The sequence below is a fragment of the Aminobacter sp. MSH1 genome (assembly GCF_003071665.1).
Lineage (GTDB): Bacteria > Pseudomonadota > Alphaproteobacteria > Rhizobiales > Rhizobiaceae > Aminobacter > Aminobacter niigataensis.
On the sequence record NZ_CP026265.1, the window covers coordinates 1,942,363 to 1,960,322 of the forward strand.

A 17,960-nucleotide genomic window follows, 5' to 3' on the forward strand; every position below is an offset into this window, starting at 1 on the left:
GAACCAGTTAATCCCTCAACGGCGCGAGCCCTTGTCGAACGCCTGTTTGCGCTCTCCGGCCGCCGACACCACGCCGAAAGAAGAGGCGACGGTCATGATCAAAGACGACAACGCGAATGCAAGGAGAATAAAGATGAAAAGAACTCCGATTACCGCATTGACCGATATGGCCATGCTCGCGGCGGGGTCGACCATATGCTCGCCAGGGTCATGGTCGGTCTGTTCGCCGCCCAGTTGGACGGGCGGGCACTGGTGCCGGCTACCTCGTTTCGGTATGACCTTTGGCGGCGCCGTCGGTTTCGCGGGCACCCCGGTAACTTAGCATCGGCCTGTCGATCTATACGCGGAACCGCAGTCGCGCTTGGCTTTAGGGCCATGGTTGCCGCAGCATGGCGCTGGTTGGCTTCTTCGCCCCGCTCCGCGTGGCGAAACCCTGGTGCAGGGCCCTTGTTGCTGTTGCATGCGTCGCCATGGTCACCGGCGTTATCTAGATCGTCGAATCTGACTGAATCGAAGGATTGCCGTCGTGTAGCGACGACGTGCTGTCAGAAAATCTGGATTTGAATGTCATGTTGATTGCTGAAACGGATGACGGAGATGGTTGCCGGAGAACCGAATGACGTGCGACTGAAAACTGTCGACAGCCAATGGATTGTCCAGGTCGTCGAAAATGGCAAAGTAACTCGGCATTTATTCGACACTCAAGCCGTTGCAGAGAGTTACGCCGAATTCCAGCGTGTTCGGCTCGGCATGCCTGGAAAGCCACCAATTTGGGAGGAGAACCCGGTGCGCCCAAAGAGCCTTCGCGAAAGACCAGACTTTATCATCAACGATGTTCTCGACCTCGCCGAGTACTCTGACCGCGGTATTGTCACTACCCTAGTTGATACACACGGAGTTCGTCTTCGTCTCCACCTCACGGTCGTGACCTCAGAATTGCTTTGCGAGCGAATTGCCGACGCGCTGGAGCGCCGGTACGGCGAATAGCGACCTGAGCCAAACTGCTGGCGTGGACGGCAATATCGGTGATCGCGCTATGTTCGATTCCTCGCTCTTCGTGGCCTACGGGGACCCTGATCGCGTGACCGGCACGACCTCAACCTCCCAAGCAACGCCGCCGCCTTCCTGCGATGTTGATTCGCGCGCGCCGCCGTTTACGATCGCGTGTTCGTTGAATGGCGGCCGCTGGCTCCCCTTGCTACGGCCATCCCGTAGCTTAGAAGCTGTTTGGATAATCGGATTTTAGGGATTCCGTTTGCGCATGTGGCCTATCACGGGCTCAAGCATATAGATGAGACCTGCGATCTCGACTTCATCGTTGTGATCGTCCCGCACCAAGGGCCTGAAAGGCTTTAGGGTTCTGCCGCGTCGCTGGGCCGTCGAACGGACGTTCGGATGGATGATCCGGGAGCGACGCCTGGTGGCGGTACGAACAGCGCATCGATATCTCACAGGCCATGATCCTCGTCTCCATGGGGCATCATGCTACGCAACGCCCATCCGTGATCGAGCGAACTCTGCGGGATTCAGCTGATGCCTGGGACGGCAAGTCGCACATCTTCGACCTGTGTCCGCGTGGGGTATCAAGAGCCAACTTTCTTGAATTTATCGTCGTGCCTCCATTAGAGGTCATTGGTACCGTAAGGATTCCAGTCTTTCGGTCTCGTACTTTCAGAGGAAAACAGGCCCTGTGCATTATTGCGACACAGATTCACGGTAGGCGTTTCGCTGCTGCCTGATCGGCCCCGTTGCTATCATTGGCGTCCGCAGGGTCGATGGTCGGGTGATCGGCTCCACTGACCCCTTGCTGACCTGCATCGTGTCCGGGCGCTACGAAGGTGACGATTTAGAAGAGCTGGCCGCTGCGATGTACGAAAAGCGGCAAGCGCAGGCGCCGCTTGTCTTTGGCGGCGACATAGAATCCTCGGTCGGCCGTTCGAAGGCCTTCCCTTTGCTGGCAATTTCTTCGCAGAGACGACTGACAGCCAGACAAAGTGGCTCATTGTTGCGACAGTCCCTGGCTTTGAACGTAACCCTATCAAGAAGCTCGATGCCACAGTCGCCGCTTGCGACGCGCGTGCGCACCCACGACATCGCCAAGATGCGGGGACTTGCCCGCGCGCTGCCACAGCTCTTGTCGCTCGGATGCTGGGGGGCAACTTCGACGTTGCGATGCGCTTCCTGACCGAAGACCCTTGGGAACGGCTCGACAAGGTGCGTCAGCCAGCACCCAACTTGCTGCAGATGCTTCTCCGCAGCGCCAACCGCGTTGGCTATACCACTCGACGCTCCTTTCTGGCGCCCCGTAGGTTTTATACTTGGTCTTGTGGGGGTGGTGGGAATCGATCCTTCGACTTCGCTTCACCAATCGACCTATCAATCGGAGAAGCCGAATGGGGCTTCAGTGCGCCTGTAGTCATCAGCCAATATGCTGCGGCTAATCGGTGGTGCTGATCGGGACGTGCAGGTGGATCTGTGGCAGAGTCGACAGGAGATGCCTATCGGGGTGAAGTGGGGGGGACTATTTCGATCATTGTAAATCATCCGCTCGGCGTGGTGCGCCTCGCAGACCAATGCAACGGCACGAGTTACGCGTGCTGTCGGATATGCCCCTCTTCCCGAACTAACGGTACGAGCAATCGAGAAGAATCTTTGACCATCTGGCAATTCCAGCCACTGCGTGACTACGACCCTCGGCGAAGTGAATACCTGATGTAAACTCCACAACGGGCATCCCCCCCCATGCCGCGCAAAGGGGAAGTTAGCGCTGTCCAGTCTCTTAGAAACATTGCCCGCGCCGTCCACACGGATGAAGAAGAAGGGAACACACTCCTGGCCCGGCCTTTGCAGCGTGGTAAGGCGATGCGAAGTTTGCTCGAAGCTTGTGTTAAACTGACGCGCAATTGCCTCGACATCATATCGCTTGCCTTCGGCAGAATTTGCGAACTGTGCATAGGGCATAAGCACTGCAGCTGCAAAATACCCAGCCAAAGCCCGATGGGCCAAGTGGCGGGCGTTCTCAGAGGACAGATTACCCGCTTCGACAGTTTTCCGAATTTCGCCGTCGACTTCCAGATAGGCAAGCTGCTGGGCCAATTGGAAATTCTGACTTGCGAGGTCAAGACAATCATCCAGCAGGATCTCTCTCCGATGACGGTCAAGCCTTCTAACCGAGCCCATCATTACGTCCTGGGGCAACCGTCTGACGTTGAGCCCGTGACGCTGTTTGAGAAAAGCTATCAGTCCGCCCGCATTGTTGATGTGCGATGCCGTGGTTTCTGCAGCCGCATCCAGTTCAGGGAAGCAGTTCCGCCGCGCAGCCAGAAATGCTCGAACAGAGGCGACCGGATCGAGGGCAACGTCTGCCATTGCAGGACTGACGGCGAGCTGTTGCTGGTCAGCCAAGGCAAACTGATCGCTCTTGTAGGCAGTATACAGACGAAGCATCGCCTCGGTGAAACCTGGAAAGTTGCTGAGAACATCCCCCAGTTCAATCGGTGAAACCTCGATATCGGCGAATATCGGATCCCTCATTGCGGCTTGTAGCCGACTTATCAGACCTGCCCCGTTGTCTTCCGTCAAACTCGACACATCGATCGAGTAGGCCCTTGCCAAACGGATCAGCACCTCGGCTGTCACCGGGCGCTGATTTCTCTCCATCAACGCAATGTAAGAGGGAGAAATGCCGATGTCGGCGGCCATGGTCGCCTGTGTCAGGCCGAGGTCCTTGCGAAGGCGCCGCAGCCGCGGACCAAGGTAAACACCATTTCTCTCCATGACATCATTACAGCATTACACCAATGGCTTGTAAAGTTTTACAACGTGACACTGCGGGGTCTGGCCATGCTCGGCTCGTGAGGCTAGCTGGGCGATGAAATCCGCTTTCGGACCTGGAGAGACAATGTCATACCGCGCTATCACTGACGAAGCGAGCAATACAATTAACGCCAACAAAAACTGGACGGGCATATCCGCCGAGGCGGTTGCTCGGATGCGACTGCAGAATAGATTTCGCACCGGCGTCGACATCGCCAAGTACACAGCAAAAATCATACGTAATGACATGGCTGCCTACGATCAGGACGCTAGCAAGTATACTCAATCTCTCGGTTGCTGGCACGGCTTCATCGGTCAGCAAAAGGTCATCTCTATCAAGAAGCATTTTGGAACAACCGAGCGTCGCTATATATATTTGTCTGGCTGGATGGTTGCAGCGCTCCGCTCGGAGTTTGGGCCACTGCCGGATCAGTCCATGCACGAAAAAACCAGCGTTCCCTCACTAATCGCTGAGCTTTACACTTTTCTGCGCCAAGCTGATGCTCGTGAACTTGGCATGATGTTCCGCGAAGCGGACCGGGCCAGAGAGAGCGGAGACGTCTCCCTCGAGCAGCAATCGCTTAATGCGATAGACAACTATCAAACCCATGTCGTTCCCATAATCGCCGACATCGATGCCGGTTTCGGTAACGCTGAAGCCACGTACCTTCTGGCCAAGAAGATGATTGAGGCCGGTGCGTGCGCCCTTCAGATCGAAAACCAGGTATCAGATGAAAAGCAATGCGGGCATCAGGACGGCAAGGTCACAGTTCCGCACGAGGATTTCGTTGCCAAGATCCGCGCTTGTCGCTACGCATTTCTTGAGCTTGGGGTCAATGACGGGATCATTGTTGCGCGCACTGACTCGCTCGGTGCAGGCCTGACCAAGCAGATCGCATTCAGCGCCGCTGAAGGCGACGACGGTGACGTCTACAATTCCTTCCTCGATTGCGAAGAGGTTGCGGAAGGCGATTTCGCAAACGGGGATGTCCTCATCAAGCGGGGCTCGAAGGTCCTCCGGCCAAAACGGCTGCGGTCGAACCTCTTCCAGTTCCGTGAAGGCACTGGCGAGGACAGGTGCGTTCTGGACTGCGTCAACGCGCTGCAAAACGGTGCAGATCTGCTTTGGATCGAGACCGAGAAGCCACATATCGATCAGATCGCCGGCATGGTCGACCGCATCCGCCAAGTCATCCCCAATGCGAAATTGGTCTATAACAACTCGCCGTCTTTCAACTGGACGCTTAATTTCAGACAGCAGGTCTTTGATGCATGGCTTTCCTCCGGCAAAGACCTGACCGGCTATGACCGCGCGATGTTGATGAGCGCGGAATATGACAGTTCGGAACTTGGTCAAGAAGCAGATGAGAAAATCCGAACCTTCCAGCGCGATTCAGCAGCGCGCGCGGGCATCTTCCATCATCTCATCACCTTGCCAACTTATCACACTGCGGCATTGTCGACTGACAATCTCGCCAAAGAATACTTCGGCGAGCAGGCAATGTTAGGATACGTAGCCAACGTCCAGCGTCAGGAAATTCGGCAAGCCATTGCCTGCGTCAGGCACCAGAATATGGCCGGCTCCGACCTTGGCGATGACCATAAGGAATATTTCGCTGGTGACACAGCGGTCAAGGCAGGCGGCATCCACAACACAATGAATCAATTCGCCTCATAACATCTTGGAGCTACAACTACCAAAACCTGATAATTTTACCACAATAATCGGAGTATATCCATGAAAACCCGCGCCGCCGTTGCCGTAGGAGCTGGAAAGCCGCTCGAGATCATGGAGGTCGACCTCGAGGGTCCGCGCGAGGGCGAGGTGCTTGTCGAGATCAAGGCGACAGGCATCTGCCACACCGACGAGTTCACTCTGTCGGGTGCCGATCCCGAAGGCATCTTTCCGGCCATCCTTGGCCATGAGGGCGCCGGTGTCGTCGTCGATGTCGGCAAGGGTGTGACCTCGCTCAAGAAGGGCGACCACGTCATTCCGCTCTACACACCGGAATGCCGTTCGTGCCCGTCCTGTTTGTCGCGGAAAACCAACCTCTGCACCGCGATCCGCTCGACGCAAGGGCAGGGCGTGATGCCCGATGGCTCGTCGCGCTTCTCGATCGGCAAGGACAAGATCTTCCACTACATGGGCTGCTCGACCTTCTCGAACTTCACCGTGCTGCCCGAGATCGCACTGGCCAAGGTCAACCCCGACGCTCCGTTCGACAAGATCTGCTACATCGGCTGCGGCGTGACGACAGGCATTGGTGCGGTGATCAACACCGCCAAGGTCGAGATCGGTTCGACGGCGATCGTCTTCGGGCTCGGCGGCATCGGCCTCAACGTGCTGCAGGGCCTGCGCCTGGCCGGTGCCGACATGATCATCGGCGTCGACATCAACAATGAGCGCAAGGCCTGGGGCGAAAAGTTCGGCATGACGCATTTCGTCAACCCGAAGGAGGTCGAGGGCGACATCGTGCCTTACCTCGTCAACCTGACCAAGCGTGGGACCGACCAGATCGGCGGTGCCGACTACACCTTCGACTGCACCGGCAACGTCAAGGTGATGCGCCAGGCGCTCGAAGCATCGCATCGCGGCTGGGGCGAAAGCATCGTCATCGGTGTCGCCGGTGCCGGCCAGGAGATCGCAACGCGGCCGTTCCAGCTGGTCACCGGCCGGACCTGGAAGGGCACGGCCTTCGGCGGCGCGCGTGGCCGCACCGACGTGCCGAAGATCGTCGACTGGTACATGGAGGGCAAGATCCTGATCGACCCGATGATCACGCACACCCTCAAGCTCGAAGACATCAACAAGGGCTTCGACCTGATGCATTCAGGCGAAAGCATCCGCAGCGTCGTCGTTTACTAGCGCCCCATTGTCAGAGTTCGCATATCTCGAATTGTCATCACATGGAGGAACAGGACATGGCTTCAATACATCCAGCACTCGACGGCGGGGTCAGGCCCGGCAGTGCCAGTTTCACTGGTGGCACGCTTGTCTGTGCCTGCGCCGACCGGCCGGTGAAGGTGGCGATCAAGGGCCAGGTCGCCCACAACCACGCCTGCGGCTGCACCAAATGCTGGAAGCCGGAAGGCGCCAAGTTTTCGGTCGTGGCTGTCACCGCGCATGAAAACGTGACGGTGCTGGAGAATGGCGACAAGCTTGCCCTCGTCGATCCTTCAGCACTCATCCTGCGCCATGCCTGCAAGGCCTGCGGCGTGCACATGTACGGCCCGGTCGAGCGCGACCACGCCTTCAAGGGCCTCGACTTCATCCATCCCGAGCGCTTCGAGGAAGCCGGCTGGGCCGAGCCCGGCTTTGCCGCTTTCGTGTCGTCGATCATCGAGGCGGGCGTCGATCCCGCGGAGATGGACGGCGTGCGTGGCCGGCTGAAGGAACTCGGCCTCGAGCCTTATGACTGCCTGTCGCCTGGATTGATGGACTACATCGCCACCTGGACGGCGAAGAAGTCGGGTGCACTCACGAAATGACCTTAGCGATCGCATTTGCTTGAACCGTTGCGGCTTGTCTATGGGTCCATCGCGACTGTCTCGTGATGGACCCTGTGGCAAATGCAGAGCACCTAGTGACAGGCGTTGATCTTCATGGACGTCGAGGAGACGCTGAGCCTTGATCCCGCGCAGGACGCTCCGGCCAGCGGCGAAGGAATTCAGACCATATTGGTTCAGCCTCGGACGTGTCGGCTCGGAGGCACCCGCCTCAGTCGCCACCTTTTTGAGCGTGGTCGCCGCAGCGCCTTCGCGCTGCATTACGGTCATTGCCGCGCGCCGCAACTCCTGCCGCCTGATGTCGCTAAGCTTCGAAAGTTTTTGGGGCTATCTCTGTCAAACTGCGATCTGAAGCAAATGTCGGAATCGGTAGTTGCGTGTCCCCGCAACCAAATACAAAAAGCCCCGCCTCGAGCGGGGCTTTTTGTATTTGGCTGCCAGGTGACGGTCCGATTGGAACCGCATCAGCCGCCCCCAAGCAGGCCAACGCCGACAAAGCCGGACAGAAAAGACAGAATCCTGGCTCCAAAACCAACCCAACTTTCGAACAACCCGCGCTCTCGGCGGGTTTTTCGCTTTCAGGGATATGGCAAGGATACCGGCCAGATCGCCGCGTATGTCGATCGGTAGTTCGTCCGCTTCCGAGGTCGGCATGATCTCATTCACAGGCGAGCGGAAGATGTCTGCCCGTCATCGGCTTGGCCTCGGAAGCTTCTTGCAAGGCGCATGGTACAGTTCGGCGACCTGAACCCGGAAGTAGGTGGCCCCGGCCACCGCGCAGCCCGACGCAGTTCAACCTCGCGGAAGCACCGTCGCCGCGACGATCCCCGTGACCGCGTCGATATATTGCTCGACGGTCGTGGAGCGCTTGCGGTACTTGGCCCGCTTCACGTACCAATCCTGCAAGAGGGGCTTGATCAGCGACGCGGTCAGTTCGATATCAGCGATGGCGAACTTGCCGCTGGCCACGCCCTGGCGCAGGACGGTGGCGAAAATCTCTTCGGTCGCAGCCTCACTGTCGACGGCCATTCGCCGTTCGGCCGCCGGAAACGATTTGGCTTCCATGTAAGCAAAGACGAACCACGGCTGCATTGCCTCGGTCAACCGGATATGCGTCTCGATCAGCCATTTGAGATGGCCAAGCGGATCGTCAGCGGTCCCCTCCGGGGCGGCCCTGAGGACCTCGCTTACCGTCGTCGAAACCTCGCCGAGGATCATCGACAGCAGGGTCGTCTTGTTGTCGAAATAGGAATAGAGACCGCCCATGCTGAGACCGGACGCTTGCGCCAGGTCGCGCAGGCTGGTGGCGTGGAAGCCCTGCTTGTTCGAAAGCTTCAGCGTCGCCTCGATGATGCGCGCGAGATTGGCGACGGCGACATGCGGTTTCTGCACGCGCACGGTGTCGCGATGCCGGTCGAGGATGCGCGCACACAGCGCCTCCGTCGAGAATGCGGCCGTCCACTGCCTTTGCCCCGCGAAATTCAACCTGCCTCCCACCGCCTGCGACCTGTGGCGTGCGCCATCTGCCGTCGAAATAGCAGCAATTGCCTGGTTGCAAAAGGGGAGGCAGGCGAATAAAGAAAACGAGCGCTCGCTCGATTTTTGAGGTGATCACCTGATGCTGTTCGAAGATATCAAGGAAAAGACCGCCCTCATCACCGGCGCCTCCGGCGGCCTCGGCCTGCATTTCGCCGAGCTGCTCGCAAACCATGGCGTCAGCGTCACGCTCGCCGCGCGCCGCGGCGCTGCGCTGGACGACGCTTGCGCCAGCATCGCTGCTTCCGGCGGGAAGGCCAGCGCGATCCAGATGGACGTGACCGACAGCGCCTCGGTGGCTGCGGCGCTGGCTGGCAAAAGCTTCGACATCCTGATCAACAATGCCGGCATCTCGGGGGCGTCCCGCGCGCTCGACCTCGACGAGGCCGAATGGGACCGGGTGCTGGACACCAATCTCAAGGGCGTCTTTGTCGTTTCCCAGGCGGTGGCGCGCGGCATGAAGGCTTCGGGCCGGGGTGGGGCGATCGTCAACATTGCCTCGATCCTGGGACATCGCGTTGCCGGCAATCTCAGCGCCTATGCCGCGTCCAAAGCCGGCGTGATCCAGCTGACCAAGGCGCTGGCGCTCGAATGGGCGCGCGAGGGCATCCGGGTCAACGCGCTATGCCCCGGCTATATCGAGACAGACATCAACCGCGAGTTCTTTACCTCCCCAGCCGGGCTTGACCTCATCAAGCGCATCCCGCAGCGCCGCCTCGGCCATCCGCGAGAACTCGACGGCGCGCTGCTGCTGCTTGCTTCCGCCGCCGGCAGCTACATCACCGGCTCGTCGATCGAGGTCGATGGCGGCCATCTCGTTTCGTCACTGTGAGGCCATCATGAATTTCGAAATTCCCGCCAGCGTCGAAGAATACCGTAGCCGCATCGCAGCGTTTGTCGCGCGCGAGATCCTGCCGCTGGAGGCCGACAAGGCGTCTTATGACGCGCATGGCAACATCGCCCTGCCGTTGCTCGACACACTTCGCGCCAAGGCCAGGGCCGCCGGTCTGTGGTGTCTGCAGCTCAAGCCTGAAACTGGCGGTGCCGGACTTGGCAAGATGGGCATGGCGGTCTGCTACGAGGAGATGAACCGCTCGATCTTCGGCCCGGTGGTGTTCAATTCTGCCGCGCCCGACGACGGCAACATGATGGTTCTGGAGGCGCTGGGCACGCCCGACCAGAAGGAAAAATGGCTGAAGCCGATCGTCGAGGGCAAGGTACGCTCGGCATTCGCCATGACCGAACCGCATCCTGGCGGTGGCTCCGATCCATCGATGATCGCCACCCGCGCCGAGAAACGCGGCGACAAATATGTCGTCAGCGGCCGCAAGTGGTTCATCACCGGCGCCGAGGACGCCAGCCACTTCATCCTGATCGCCCGTACCTCCGACGATCCGAAGCAGGGATTGTCGGCATTGATGTTTCACCGGGATCAGCCGGGCTGGTCCATCAAGCGCCGCATCGAGATCATGGGGCCGGAGGAGCATGGCGGCCATTGCGAGCTTGAATTCGACGGGCTGGAAATCCCCGTCGAAAATATGCTCGCCGGCGAGGGCAGGGGCATGAAGGTGACACAGGTGCGGCTCGGGCCGGCCCGGCTCACCCACTGCATGCGCTGGCTCGGCCTGTCCAAGCGTTGCGTCGAGATCGCGCGGGCCTATGCCTCCGAGCGCTACGGTTTCGGCGTCTGCCTCGCCGATCGCGAGAGCATCCAGCTCAAGCTCGGCGACCTCGCCATGCGCATCGAGATCGGCCGCCTGCTGGTGATGAAGGCGGCTTGGGAACTCGACGGGGGCGGCTTCGCCCGCAAGGAAGTGTCGATGGCCAAAGTGCAGGTCGCCAATGTGCTGCACGACGCCGCCGACGTGGCGATCCAGATCAATGGTGCCCGGGGTTATTCCAAGGATACCGTGCTCGAATGGATTTATCGCTATGCCCGCCAGGCGCGGCTGGTCGACGGCGCTGACGAAGTGCACAAGATGGTGCTGAACCGCTCCCTCAATGAGGAAGGTCCTGGTTTCTGGCGCTGGAACGTCGAAGGCGAGGCATAGCGCTTTGATGGCCCAGGATGACAAGGCGCAGGACGCCATGAATGCAGACTTCGATCCGGCAGCGCTCGAGGCGTTTCTCGGCGGGCGCTTCGGCGAGGGCCAAATGACGCTCGAACGCATCGGTGGCGGCCAGTCCAATCCGACCTATTTCGTCGATTTCGGTGCCCGCCGCATGGTGTTGCGCAAGAAGCCGGCCGGGCCGATCCTGCGCGGGGCGCATGCCATCGACCGCGAGTTCCGCGTGCTGGAAGCGCTGGCGCCGACCAGTGCGCCTGTGCCGAAGCCGGTGCTCTACCACGATGGGGACGCGCCGCTTGGCACGCCGTTCTACCTCATGGAGCGCCTCGAAGGTCGCGTTTTCCATGACTGCTCGCTGCCGGGCCTTTCACCCGACGAGCGGCGTGGCATCTATCTCGGCATGGCCGAGGCGATGGCCAAACTGCATGCGGTGCGGCCAGACGAGGTCGGCCTCGGCGACTACGGCAAGCCGGGCAATTATTTCGAACGCCAGATCGGTCGCTGGACAAGGCAACTCAGGGAATCGCCAGGCGAACGTATCCCTGTCCTGGAGGCGGTGGCCGACTGGCTGCCGCAGAACATGCCGGCGGACGATGGGCGCGTGTCGATCGCGCATGGCGATTTCCGGCTCGGCAACCTGCTGTTTCATCCCGAAAAGCCCGAGGTGATCGGTATCCTCGACTGGGAGTTGTCAACGCTCGGCCACCCGCTTGCCGATCTCGGCTTCTGCTCGATGACCTGGCATTGCTCGCCTGACGAATATGGTGGCATCCTTGGTCTCGACATTGCGGCGCTCGGCATTCCGAGCCAACGCGAATTCCTCGACCATTATTTCGCGCATGCGGCGCCGACCGCGCCGCTCGAACGCTTCCACCTGGTCTTTTCGCTGTTTCGTTTTGCCGTGATCTTTGTCGGCATTGCCGATCGGGCGCGCGCCGGCAACGCGGCTTCGAACAATGCCGCTGATGTCGCCCCGCTGGCCGGCCGCTTCGCTGAGAGGGCCATGGAAATCATCGGTGGCGCCCGGCCCTGGTGACAGGACACTGAAAGCCGCCGCCCTGACGCAGCGTTGATCGGACCGTAGTAGGCACTTTCCGACCTGGCGGCTCTGGCCCCTCATGCCGGGTGAGGCGGCATCGAACCGAGGCCGCCTCGAAATCCGCGTCAGGTTTGATGCACGCGGGTCAACCAACCCTGCTCCAAGGCAGTCTGGCCGATCACCGCATCGAAGTAGCCGCGCTGCAGGTCCGCTGTCATCGGCCCTCGGGAGCCATCGCCGATCGATATGCCGTCAACGTCGACCACCGGCAGCACTTCCGCGGCCGAACCGACCAGGAAGATCTCCCGGGCAGTGTAAAGTTCTGTCTTGTCGACGGGCCTTTCGGTCACCTGGATTCCCGCTTCCCGCGCCAGATGCAAGATCGTGTCGCGAGTGATGCTTTCGAGAATGCCGCTCGTCACATCTGGTGTGATGAGTTCGTCGCGGCGGCGCAGAAAGATGCAGGCTCCGGGCGACTCCGCGACGGTGCCGGCGTTGTTGAGGAGGATCGCGTCGTCATAGCCATCATGCCTGGCCTGGAGCCTGGCAAGACGGCTGTTGACATAATTGCCGCTCGTCTTGATGCGCGGCGGCATGGAACCATCGGAAATGCGCGTCCATGCGCTGACCTGACAGCGGATGCCGGTCTGGGTCTTGCTGCTTCGCGCGAGAGGCAGTGCAGAAATTGCGTAGCTGACAGGACCAGGGACAATGTGTTCGCCCTTGCCGTCGAGATAGGCGATCGCGCGAATGTGCACGGGCTCGCGGACATTGTTGCGCCGCAAAAGCTCGATCGTCCGGTCGTTGATCTCGTCGGCCGAGAAAGTCGGTTCGAACCTCAGCAGCTTCATCGATTGAAACAGCCGTTCGGTATGTTCCTGGAGGCGAAAAGCGAAGAGCTCCTGATCGCTATCGCTCCAATACGCGCACAGCCCTTCAAAGGCAGCCAAGCCATACTTGACGGCAGGCGACATCACATGCGTGACGGCCTCCTCATATCCAATGAGCTTGCCATTCTGGACGATATAATTTGGAAGCGGCTCGGGCACTTTTTTCTCCGAAAATTTAGGTCAGTTCGGTGGTCGCCGGTGAGGCTCCCTGGCGACGGGGCCGAACGCGCTGCGTCGCCGTTCAAATCGGGAGCAGACGATGTCGTCGACTGCTCCCAAGACGTCATTGTGGGCTTTGGCGTGGCGGCAGGGGCCCGGTGGAATGCCTCCGGGCCGGGCGGCCGGTCGGCGCCAGCCTATTGCGCTTCAAGCCGCTTGCGAACGTCGAGGCCGACACCCTTGTTGACGAACTGGTCGGTGACGACCGTCTCAAGGTCAACTTCGCCGGGCTTGTAGAGGCCGACTTCCATCAGGTCGTCAAACCAGCTGGCAAAGCGCTTCAGGTCGATCGCGCCGAGGCCCACTTTCAGCGTGTCGCCGCCGTCAACGAGGCCGAGACGCTGGATCTCGGCGATTTCCGCATCGAGCTTTGCGTCCGTCATTTCCGGATTGTCTTTCTTGATCAGTGCATTGGCCTGCTTGCGGTCGCCATAGAGATAGTTGTTCCATCCGATGATCGAAGCATCGATGAAGCGCTGCACCAGGTCGGGGTTCTTTTCGATGATTTCCCGACGCGTCTCGATGATGTTCGAATAGCCGGACCAGCCATAGTCGGCGAGCAGGAATACGTCCGGCTTGAATGTGTCGATGTAGAGGGGTTCCGCAGTGGCATAGGCTTGCTGGACGGCTTCCGGGTCGGCAAGGAACGGCGCCAGCGTGAAGCTATACGCCTTCACCTGGTCGTCGCTGAGACCAAACTTGTGCTTCACCCATGGCCAGTACGTGAACTGGGCAGCTCGGGCCACATAGATCGTCCGGGCCCGGCGCATATCGGCGAGATCCTTGTACTTGCCCGGATGAGCCATCAGCGTCGTCGGATCTCTTTGGAAGAAGGCCGCCACCATCGCCGTCGGTATCTTCTGGCGGCTGTTTTCCAGTGCCAACTGCGGCACCGAAAGCAGAAAGTCGACCTTGCCGGCAGACAGCAGGCTACGGGTGTTTATCTGCGGCCCGCCCTGCACGATCCTGACATCGAGACCGTACTGCTTGTATGTTCCGTCGGCGAGCGCCTGATAAAACCCGGCGTGGCCACCCTGAGCTTTCCAGTTGGTCGCGAAGGCGATCTCCTCCTGCGCTCCGGCCTTGAGGCTCGATCCCATCAGGCCGACAGCAAGAGACAAGACCAGCCCCAGTTGCTTCAGCGCAACCTTGATCCTTGATTTCACGTCATTTCCTCCCATTGGTCCTGGCACGACTGGGCAGCCTTGCCGGACAGGTTTCAGTTCACCGGATGCGGGGTTTCTGAATCAGAAGCCTGCTCCGCCGCGGTCATCGAGCTTTTGCGAGCAAGCGGCCGACCTTCGGCACCCCAACCGCGACGGCGGAAGCGAACCGTTCAGCCGATTGACGATTGCGGCAGGATCGCGCTCTCCCCTCCTGCCTGCATTGCGAAAGCGTCACGCCTCCTCCATGACCTTTCCAATCGTAAAGTATCTTGCCATGCGATCAGTTTGCGAGTCAATGCGTTCGTGATCTGTGATCATACCCAGGAGGAAACAATCTCGGGAATGGGTCGTATGCACGAACGGGCTTGGTTTGCCGTGGCGCAAGACTTTGAATTTGAAAGGTATTAATGGGAAAAGCGCCGGTGATGCCGGGCTTTCGAGCTCGGGAGGTCGCGAGCTCTGTCGTCTCCGGCAATTTCGGCGCGATGTCCAATTGTGCTCGCCGCACGGCATGCATTGGGTCTCGCCTGCGTGCACGGGCCGGCGATTTTTCATAGCGGCAGTATCCAGCCTCTATCCGAGGCTGGTTCAGGCTAGCGCTGTCTCGATCAGGCCGCCCGTGTCAGGCGCTGTATTGCCTGATCAGATCCGTCAGCCTGTCGATGTCGGCATCGGCGGTCCCAAATGAACAAATGAAGCGCACGAGCACTTCGTCATCAGCCGGCCGGTCGGCAGGGAGCAGGCATTTCGCATCCCAGAGATGATAGCGGGCGCCCGCTGCACGAAGCGCCGCGTCCATTCCCCGTGGAAGGGTTGCGAAAACGACATTCGCCTCTGTCGCCCAGGGGAGCCGCACAGTGGGCATCTCGGCCAGCCGCGCGGCTAGCCGCTCCGCAGCGCGATTGGCATGACGGGCAAGGTCGAGCCAATGGTCGTCGGCGAGATAGGCGGCCATCTGTGCACCAAGAAAACGGCCTTTCGACAGTGTCTGGCCGCCCTTCTTGCGGCGAAAAGCAAAATCGGCAGCCTTGGACATGTCGAAGAACACGATGGCTTCGCAGGCGAGGGCGCCGTTTTTCGTCGCCCCCAGCGAAAGAACATCGATGCCGGCTTTCCACGTGATCTCTGCCGGTGCCGTGTCGAGGGCTGCGACGGCGTTAGCGAACCGCGCTCCGTCCATGTGGACACTCATTCCGGCATCATGTGCGAGATCGGCAATCGAACGTATCTCGCTCGGACGGTAGACGGTTCCGGATTCCGTCGCCTGCGAGATCGACAGCGCACCCGGCTGTACCTGCCTGGCGACATCTGGCGGGAACTGCTGCAACCTGGATGCGAGCGCTTGAGGGTCCATCTTGCCGGCTGGTCCGGCAATGCCGACCAGCTTGCCGCCATTGGTGAAGAATTCCGGCGCCCCGCACTCGCTGTCGATCAGGTGGGCATTGTCGTGACAAAAAACGGCTCTGGAGGGCGGAGAAATAGCCGACACCGCAAGTGCATTGCTGACAGTCCCAGTCGTGACAAAAAAGACAGCCACGTCGCATCCAAAAACATCTGCGATGGCGGCTTCGGCTCGTTTCGTCCAGATGTCACCGCCGTACGGGGACTGATCGCCATCGTTGCTTTCGACGATCGCCTTCAGAATATTCGGACTGGCGCCAGAGGTGTTGTCGCTAAGAAAATTCATTACTTAAAAATCCGGAATGGTCGAGATTGGGCGTTCGACAACAGGTTATGTCGCGCAGGTCCGCGCACATCTATTGAAAAAACGCGCGTGTCTTTGTCGGCATCAGGCCGGCTCTGGCAAGTTTGTCCAAAGTTGATTTGAACCAAGTATAAACTCGCCGGATGACCTGATGTCGGCAACCACGGCGGCTCGCGCGGCGTTCCCGTCCTGATTGATGATCGCTTCGACGAGGCGGGCGTGATGCGTCTCCGCGTTTCCGCTCGCGAGCCGCTGGGACGCCCGCAGGTCCAGGTTGATCACCGGTCCCACCTTGAGCCACAGACCTTCGATGATGGAGACGAGAATTGGCGATCCGGCGGCTTCATAGACGGCAAAATGCAGTTCCTTGTTCAACTGCAGCGAACTGTCCACTTCGGAATCGCCTTTGCCAACGGCGTCGCGGAAATCCTTGTCGTAGTCCAATATCAGCTTGAGATCGCGGCTGGTTCGATGCGCGGCAGCTTCGGCCGCAGCAAACCCCTCGATCTCGGTCCGGATGCGCAGCAGCTCCTCGAACTTTGCCCTTGTCATCAACGGGACGCTTATGGCCCTGTTGGGCAGAAGGGAGAGGGCGCCTTCGGCCACGAGGCGCGTGACAGCTTCCCTCACCGGCATGATCGATACGCCCAATGCCTCGGCCACGGACCTCAGTGAAAGCTTCTCGTTCGGCGCAAGCTTTCCCGACATGATGAGCTGTCTAAGCTTGAGATAGGCACGCTCGCCGAGCGTGACGCGCTCCAATTGCCCCATCTGGGTCAGGGCGGTGTCGGTCTGTTCCAAAATCGGTACTCGCAGGTTTTTTGGGCGGGCAATCCTTGCAACGTTATCCGTAATCACCTGATCACAGCAAGTGGGCGTGCGTCGCGCATTGCGGTTGTTGTGGGTTCGGCGCGCTGAACAGCGCAATCACCGATCGCACCCCAACTTGCAATCGCGGCGACAACTGTCCTGCCATGTGCAGGCCGGATGTGCGTCGCGATTTTTCCTAGACAGGGTGTCGACGATGCGTTAGTCGTGATCTGTGATCACAGATTAATTCAGGTGTGTCGAGGAAAAAGGGCGTTTCATGCGGTCAGTTGGCATAGTCGGCGCCGGGCTTATCGGCCGATCCTGGGCCGTGGTGTTCGCCAGGGCCGGCTGGTCGGTGAACCTGTTCGACAGCGACCTACGCAGTCTCGAGGCGGCGGCAGGCGCCATCGGAAAGATCATCGAGGAGGACGGACTCTCCGAGGTGTCCGGCGTGGTTCGGCTGTCGGCCTCGCTTGAAGAAGCGGTCGATGGTGTTTGCCTTGTCCAGGAATGCGGACCCGAGGCAGCCGACAAGAAGAGAGAGCTGTTTGCGAAGATCGACGCGGTCGCTTCAAGCGATGTCATTCTCGCGTCGTCGACCTCGACGATCATGCCCTCGGCATTTGCCAGCGGCTTGCCGGGCCGTCATCGATGCCTTGTCGCGCATCCGGTCAATCCCCCGCATCTGATCCCGGTGGTCGAGCTCTGCGGCGGCGAATGGACGGATTTCGAAGTCATTTCACGGGCGGGCGAGTTCTACCGGGATGTCGGTCAGGTTCCTGTTGTCGTCAGGCGCGAGGTGCAGGGATTTGTCCTCAACCGCCTTCAGGCAGCGCTGCTGGCCGAGGCGCTGCGTCTTGTCGGCGATGGTGTGATCAGCGCCCACGATCTCGACAGGACGGTTTCGGACGGCCTGGGCCTTCGCTGGTCGTTCATGGGGCCGCTGGCGACGATCGAACTCAACGCGCCCGGTGGCATCGGCGACTACCTCCAGCGCTACGGCGGAATATTTCGGGAAATCACCGCCGCGCCGCCGCCTTCGTCGGTGTGGGACGCCGGTAACGTCGAGCGTGTTGTTGAAAGCTGGGGCCTGCCGCCCACCCCCGACATGATTACTGCCAAGAGCGAGTGGCGTGACCGCCGCCTGCAGGCCCTTGGCGATCACAAGAAGCAGCAAGATCCGACAACCAATCGTTGAGAGCC

The 17,960-nt window shown here is 60.0% G+C and carries 16 protein-coding genes and 2 pseudogenes; 10 read left to right on the plus strand and 8 right to left on the minus strand.

Going from position 1 to position 17,960, the window contains the following annotated elements; genetic code table 11:
* Nucleotides 1–15: 15 nt before the first annotated feature.
* Nucleotides 16–195: a hypothetical protein gene (locus CO731_RS28710; RefSeq protein ID WP_055980163.1), complete on the minus strand. Its 180-nt coding sequence runs from the start codon at nucleotides 193–195 to the stop codon at nucleotides 16–18.
* Nucleotides 196–597: 402 nt separating this feature from the next.
* Between CO731_RS28710 and CO731_RS29035 the strand changes: the two genes are divergently transcribed.
* The 3 genes and pseudogenes from CO731_RS29035 (at nucleotide 598) to CO731_RS29595 (ending at nucleotide 2,185) form a co-directional block, all read left to right on the plus strand.
* Nucleotides 598–987 (plus strand): hypothetical protein, encoded by a 390-nt coding sequence (locus tag CO731_RS29035; protein WP_199914583.1) that lies wholly within the window; start codon nucleotides 598–600, stop codon nucleotides 985–987.
* 267 nt (nucleotides 988–1,254) lie between these two features.
* Nucleotides 1,255–1,496 (plus strand): annotated as a pseudogene (locus CO731_RS29295) (transposase); the annotation flags it as partial.
* Nucleotides 1,497–1,783: 287 nt separating this feature from the next.
* Nucleotides 1,784–2,185, plus strand: coding sequence for a hypothetical protein (locus CO731_RS29595; RefSeq protein WP_343207447.1), 402 nt, complete (start codon nucleotides 1,784–1,786; stop codon nucleotides 2,183–2,185).
* Between the two features lie 191 nt (nucleotides 2,186–2,376).
* Here the strand turns inward: CO731_RS29595 and CO731_RS09745 are convergent, their stop codons facing one another.
* Entirely contained in the window at nucleotides 2,377–3,777 is a 1,401-nt protein-coding gene (locus tag CO731_RS09745; protein WP_082496693.1) for a helix-turn-helix transcriptional regulator, read from the minus strand.
* 124 nt (nucleotides 3,778–3,901) lie between these two features.
* On the opposite strand from CO731_RS09745, the gene CO731_RS09750 reads away from it, so the two are divergent.
* From CO731_RS09750 to gfa, 3 genes are read left to right on the plus strand one after another with little or no spacing between them, the layout of a single operon-like run.
* Entirely contained in the window at nucleotides 3,902–5,494 is a 1,593-nt protein-coding gene (locus CO731_RS09750) for an isocitrate lyase (RefSeq protein WP_055980156.1), read from the plus strand.
* Between the two features lie 60 nt (nucleotides 5,495–5,554).
* Nucleotides 5,555–6,682: an S-(hydroxymethyl)glutathione dehydrogenase/class III alcohol dehydrogenase gene (locus CO731_RS09755; RefSeq protein WP_055980154.1), complete on the plus strand. Its 1,128-nt coding sequence runs from the start codon at nucleotides 5,555–5,557 to the stop codon at nucleotides 6,680–6,682.
* A 41-nt stretch (nucleotides 6,683–6,723) separates the two neighbouring features.
* Complete coding sequence (gene gfa, locus CO731_RS09760; RefSeq protein WP_055980151.1) at nucleotides 6,724–7,305, plus strand: S-(hydroxymethyl)glutathione synthase; 582 nt, start codon at nucleotides 6,724–6,726, stop codon at nucleotides 7,303–7,305.
* Nucleotides 7,306–7,518: 213 nt separating this feature from the next.
* Here the strand turns inward: gfa and CO731_RS29300 are convergent.
* Nucleotides 7,519–7,623: pseudogene (locus CO731_RS29300) on the minus strand (transcriptional regulator BetI); the annotation flags it as partial.
* A gap of 492 nt (nucleotides 7,624–8,115) precedes the next feature.
* Complete coding sequence (locus CO731_RS09770) at nucleotides 8,116–8,808, minus strand: TetR/AcrR family transcriptional regulator (protein ID WP_108606928.1); 693 nt, start codon at nucleotides 8,806–8,808, stop codon at nucleotides 8,116–8,118.
* Nucleotides 8,809–8,941: 133 nt separating this feature from the next.
* On the opposite strand from CO731_RS09770, the gene CO731_RS09775 reads away from it, so the two are divergent.
* From CO731_RS09775 to CO731_RS09785, 3 genes are read left to right on the plus strand one after another with little or no spacing between them, the layout of a single operon-like run.
* Nucleotides 8,942–9,691, plus strand: a complete 750-nt coding sequence (locus CO731_RS09775) for an SDR family oxidoreductase (RefSeq protein ID WP_108606929.1) — start codon at nucleotides 8,942–8,944, stop codon at nucleotides 9,689–9,691.
* Nucleotides 9,692–9,698: 7 nt separating this feature from the next.
* On the plus strand, nucleotides 9,699–10,910 hold the full coding sequence (locus tag CO731_RS09780; RefSeq protein ID WP_108606930.1) for an acyl-CoA dehydrogenase family protein: 1,212 nt from the start codon (nucleotides 9,699–9,701) through the stop codon (nucleotides 10,908–10,910).
* Nucleotides 10,911–10,917: 7 nt separating this feature from the next.
* Nucleotides 10,918–11,964: a phosphotransferase family protein gene (locus CO731_RS09785; RefSeq protein WP_245439696.1), complete on the plus strand. Its 1,047-nt coding sequence runs from the start codon at nucleotides 10,918–10,920 to the stop codon at nucleotides 11,962–11,964.
* Nucleotides 11,965–12,092: 128 nt separating this feature from the next.
* Here the strand turns inward: CO731_RS09785 and CO731_RS09790 are convergent, their stop codons facing one another.
* The 4 genes from CO731_RS09790 to CO731_RS09805 all read right to left on the minus strand — a co-directional run bounded on the left by CO731_RS09790 (nucleotide 12,093) and on the right by CO731_RS09805 (nucleotide 16,748).
* Nucleotides 12,093–13,016 (minus strand): branched-chain amino acid transaminase, encoded by a 924-nt coding sequence (locus CO731_RS09790; RefSeq protein WP_108606931.1) that lies wholly within the window; start codon nucleotides 13,014–13,016, stop codon nucleotides 12,093–12,095.
* 197 nt (nucleotides 13,017–13,213) lie between these two features.
* On the minus strand, nucleotides 13,214–14,242 hold the full coding sequence (locus CO731_RS09795) for an ABC transporter substrate-binding protein (RefSeq protein WP_245439698.1): 1,029 nt from the start codon (nucleotides 14,240–14,242) through the stop codon (nucleotides 13,214–13,216).
* Between the two features lie 622 nt (nucleotides 14,243–14,864).
* On the minus strand, nucleotides 14,865–15,929 hold the full coding sequence (locus tag CO731_RS09800) for a low specificity L-threonine aldolase (protein WP_108606933.1): 1,065 nt from the start codon (nucleotides 15,927–15,929) through the stop codon (nucleotides 14,865–14,867).
* Between the two features lie 102 nt (nucleotides 15,930–16,031).
* Nucleotides 16,032–16,748 carry a GntR family transcriptional regulator gene (locus tag CO731_RS09805; RefSeq protein WP_245439699.1) on the minus strand — a complete coding sequence of 239 codons (717 nt, stop codon included), beginning with the start codon at nucleotides 16,746–16,748 and terminating at the stop codon, nucleotides 16,032–16,034.
* A 286-nt stretch (nucleotides 16,749–17,034) separates the two neighbouring features.
* On the opposite strand from CO731_RS09805, the gene CO731_RS09810 reads away from it, so the two are divergent.
* Entirely contained in the window at nucleotides 17,035–17,955 is a 921-nt protein-coding gene (locus CO731_RS09810; protein ID WP_108606934.1) for a 3-hydroxyacyl-CoA dehydrogenase, read from the plus strand.
* Nucleotides 17,956–17,960 lie beyond the last annotated feature (5 nt).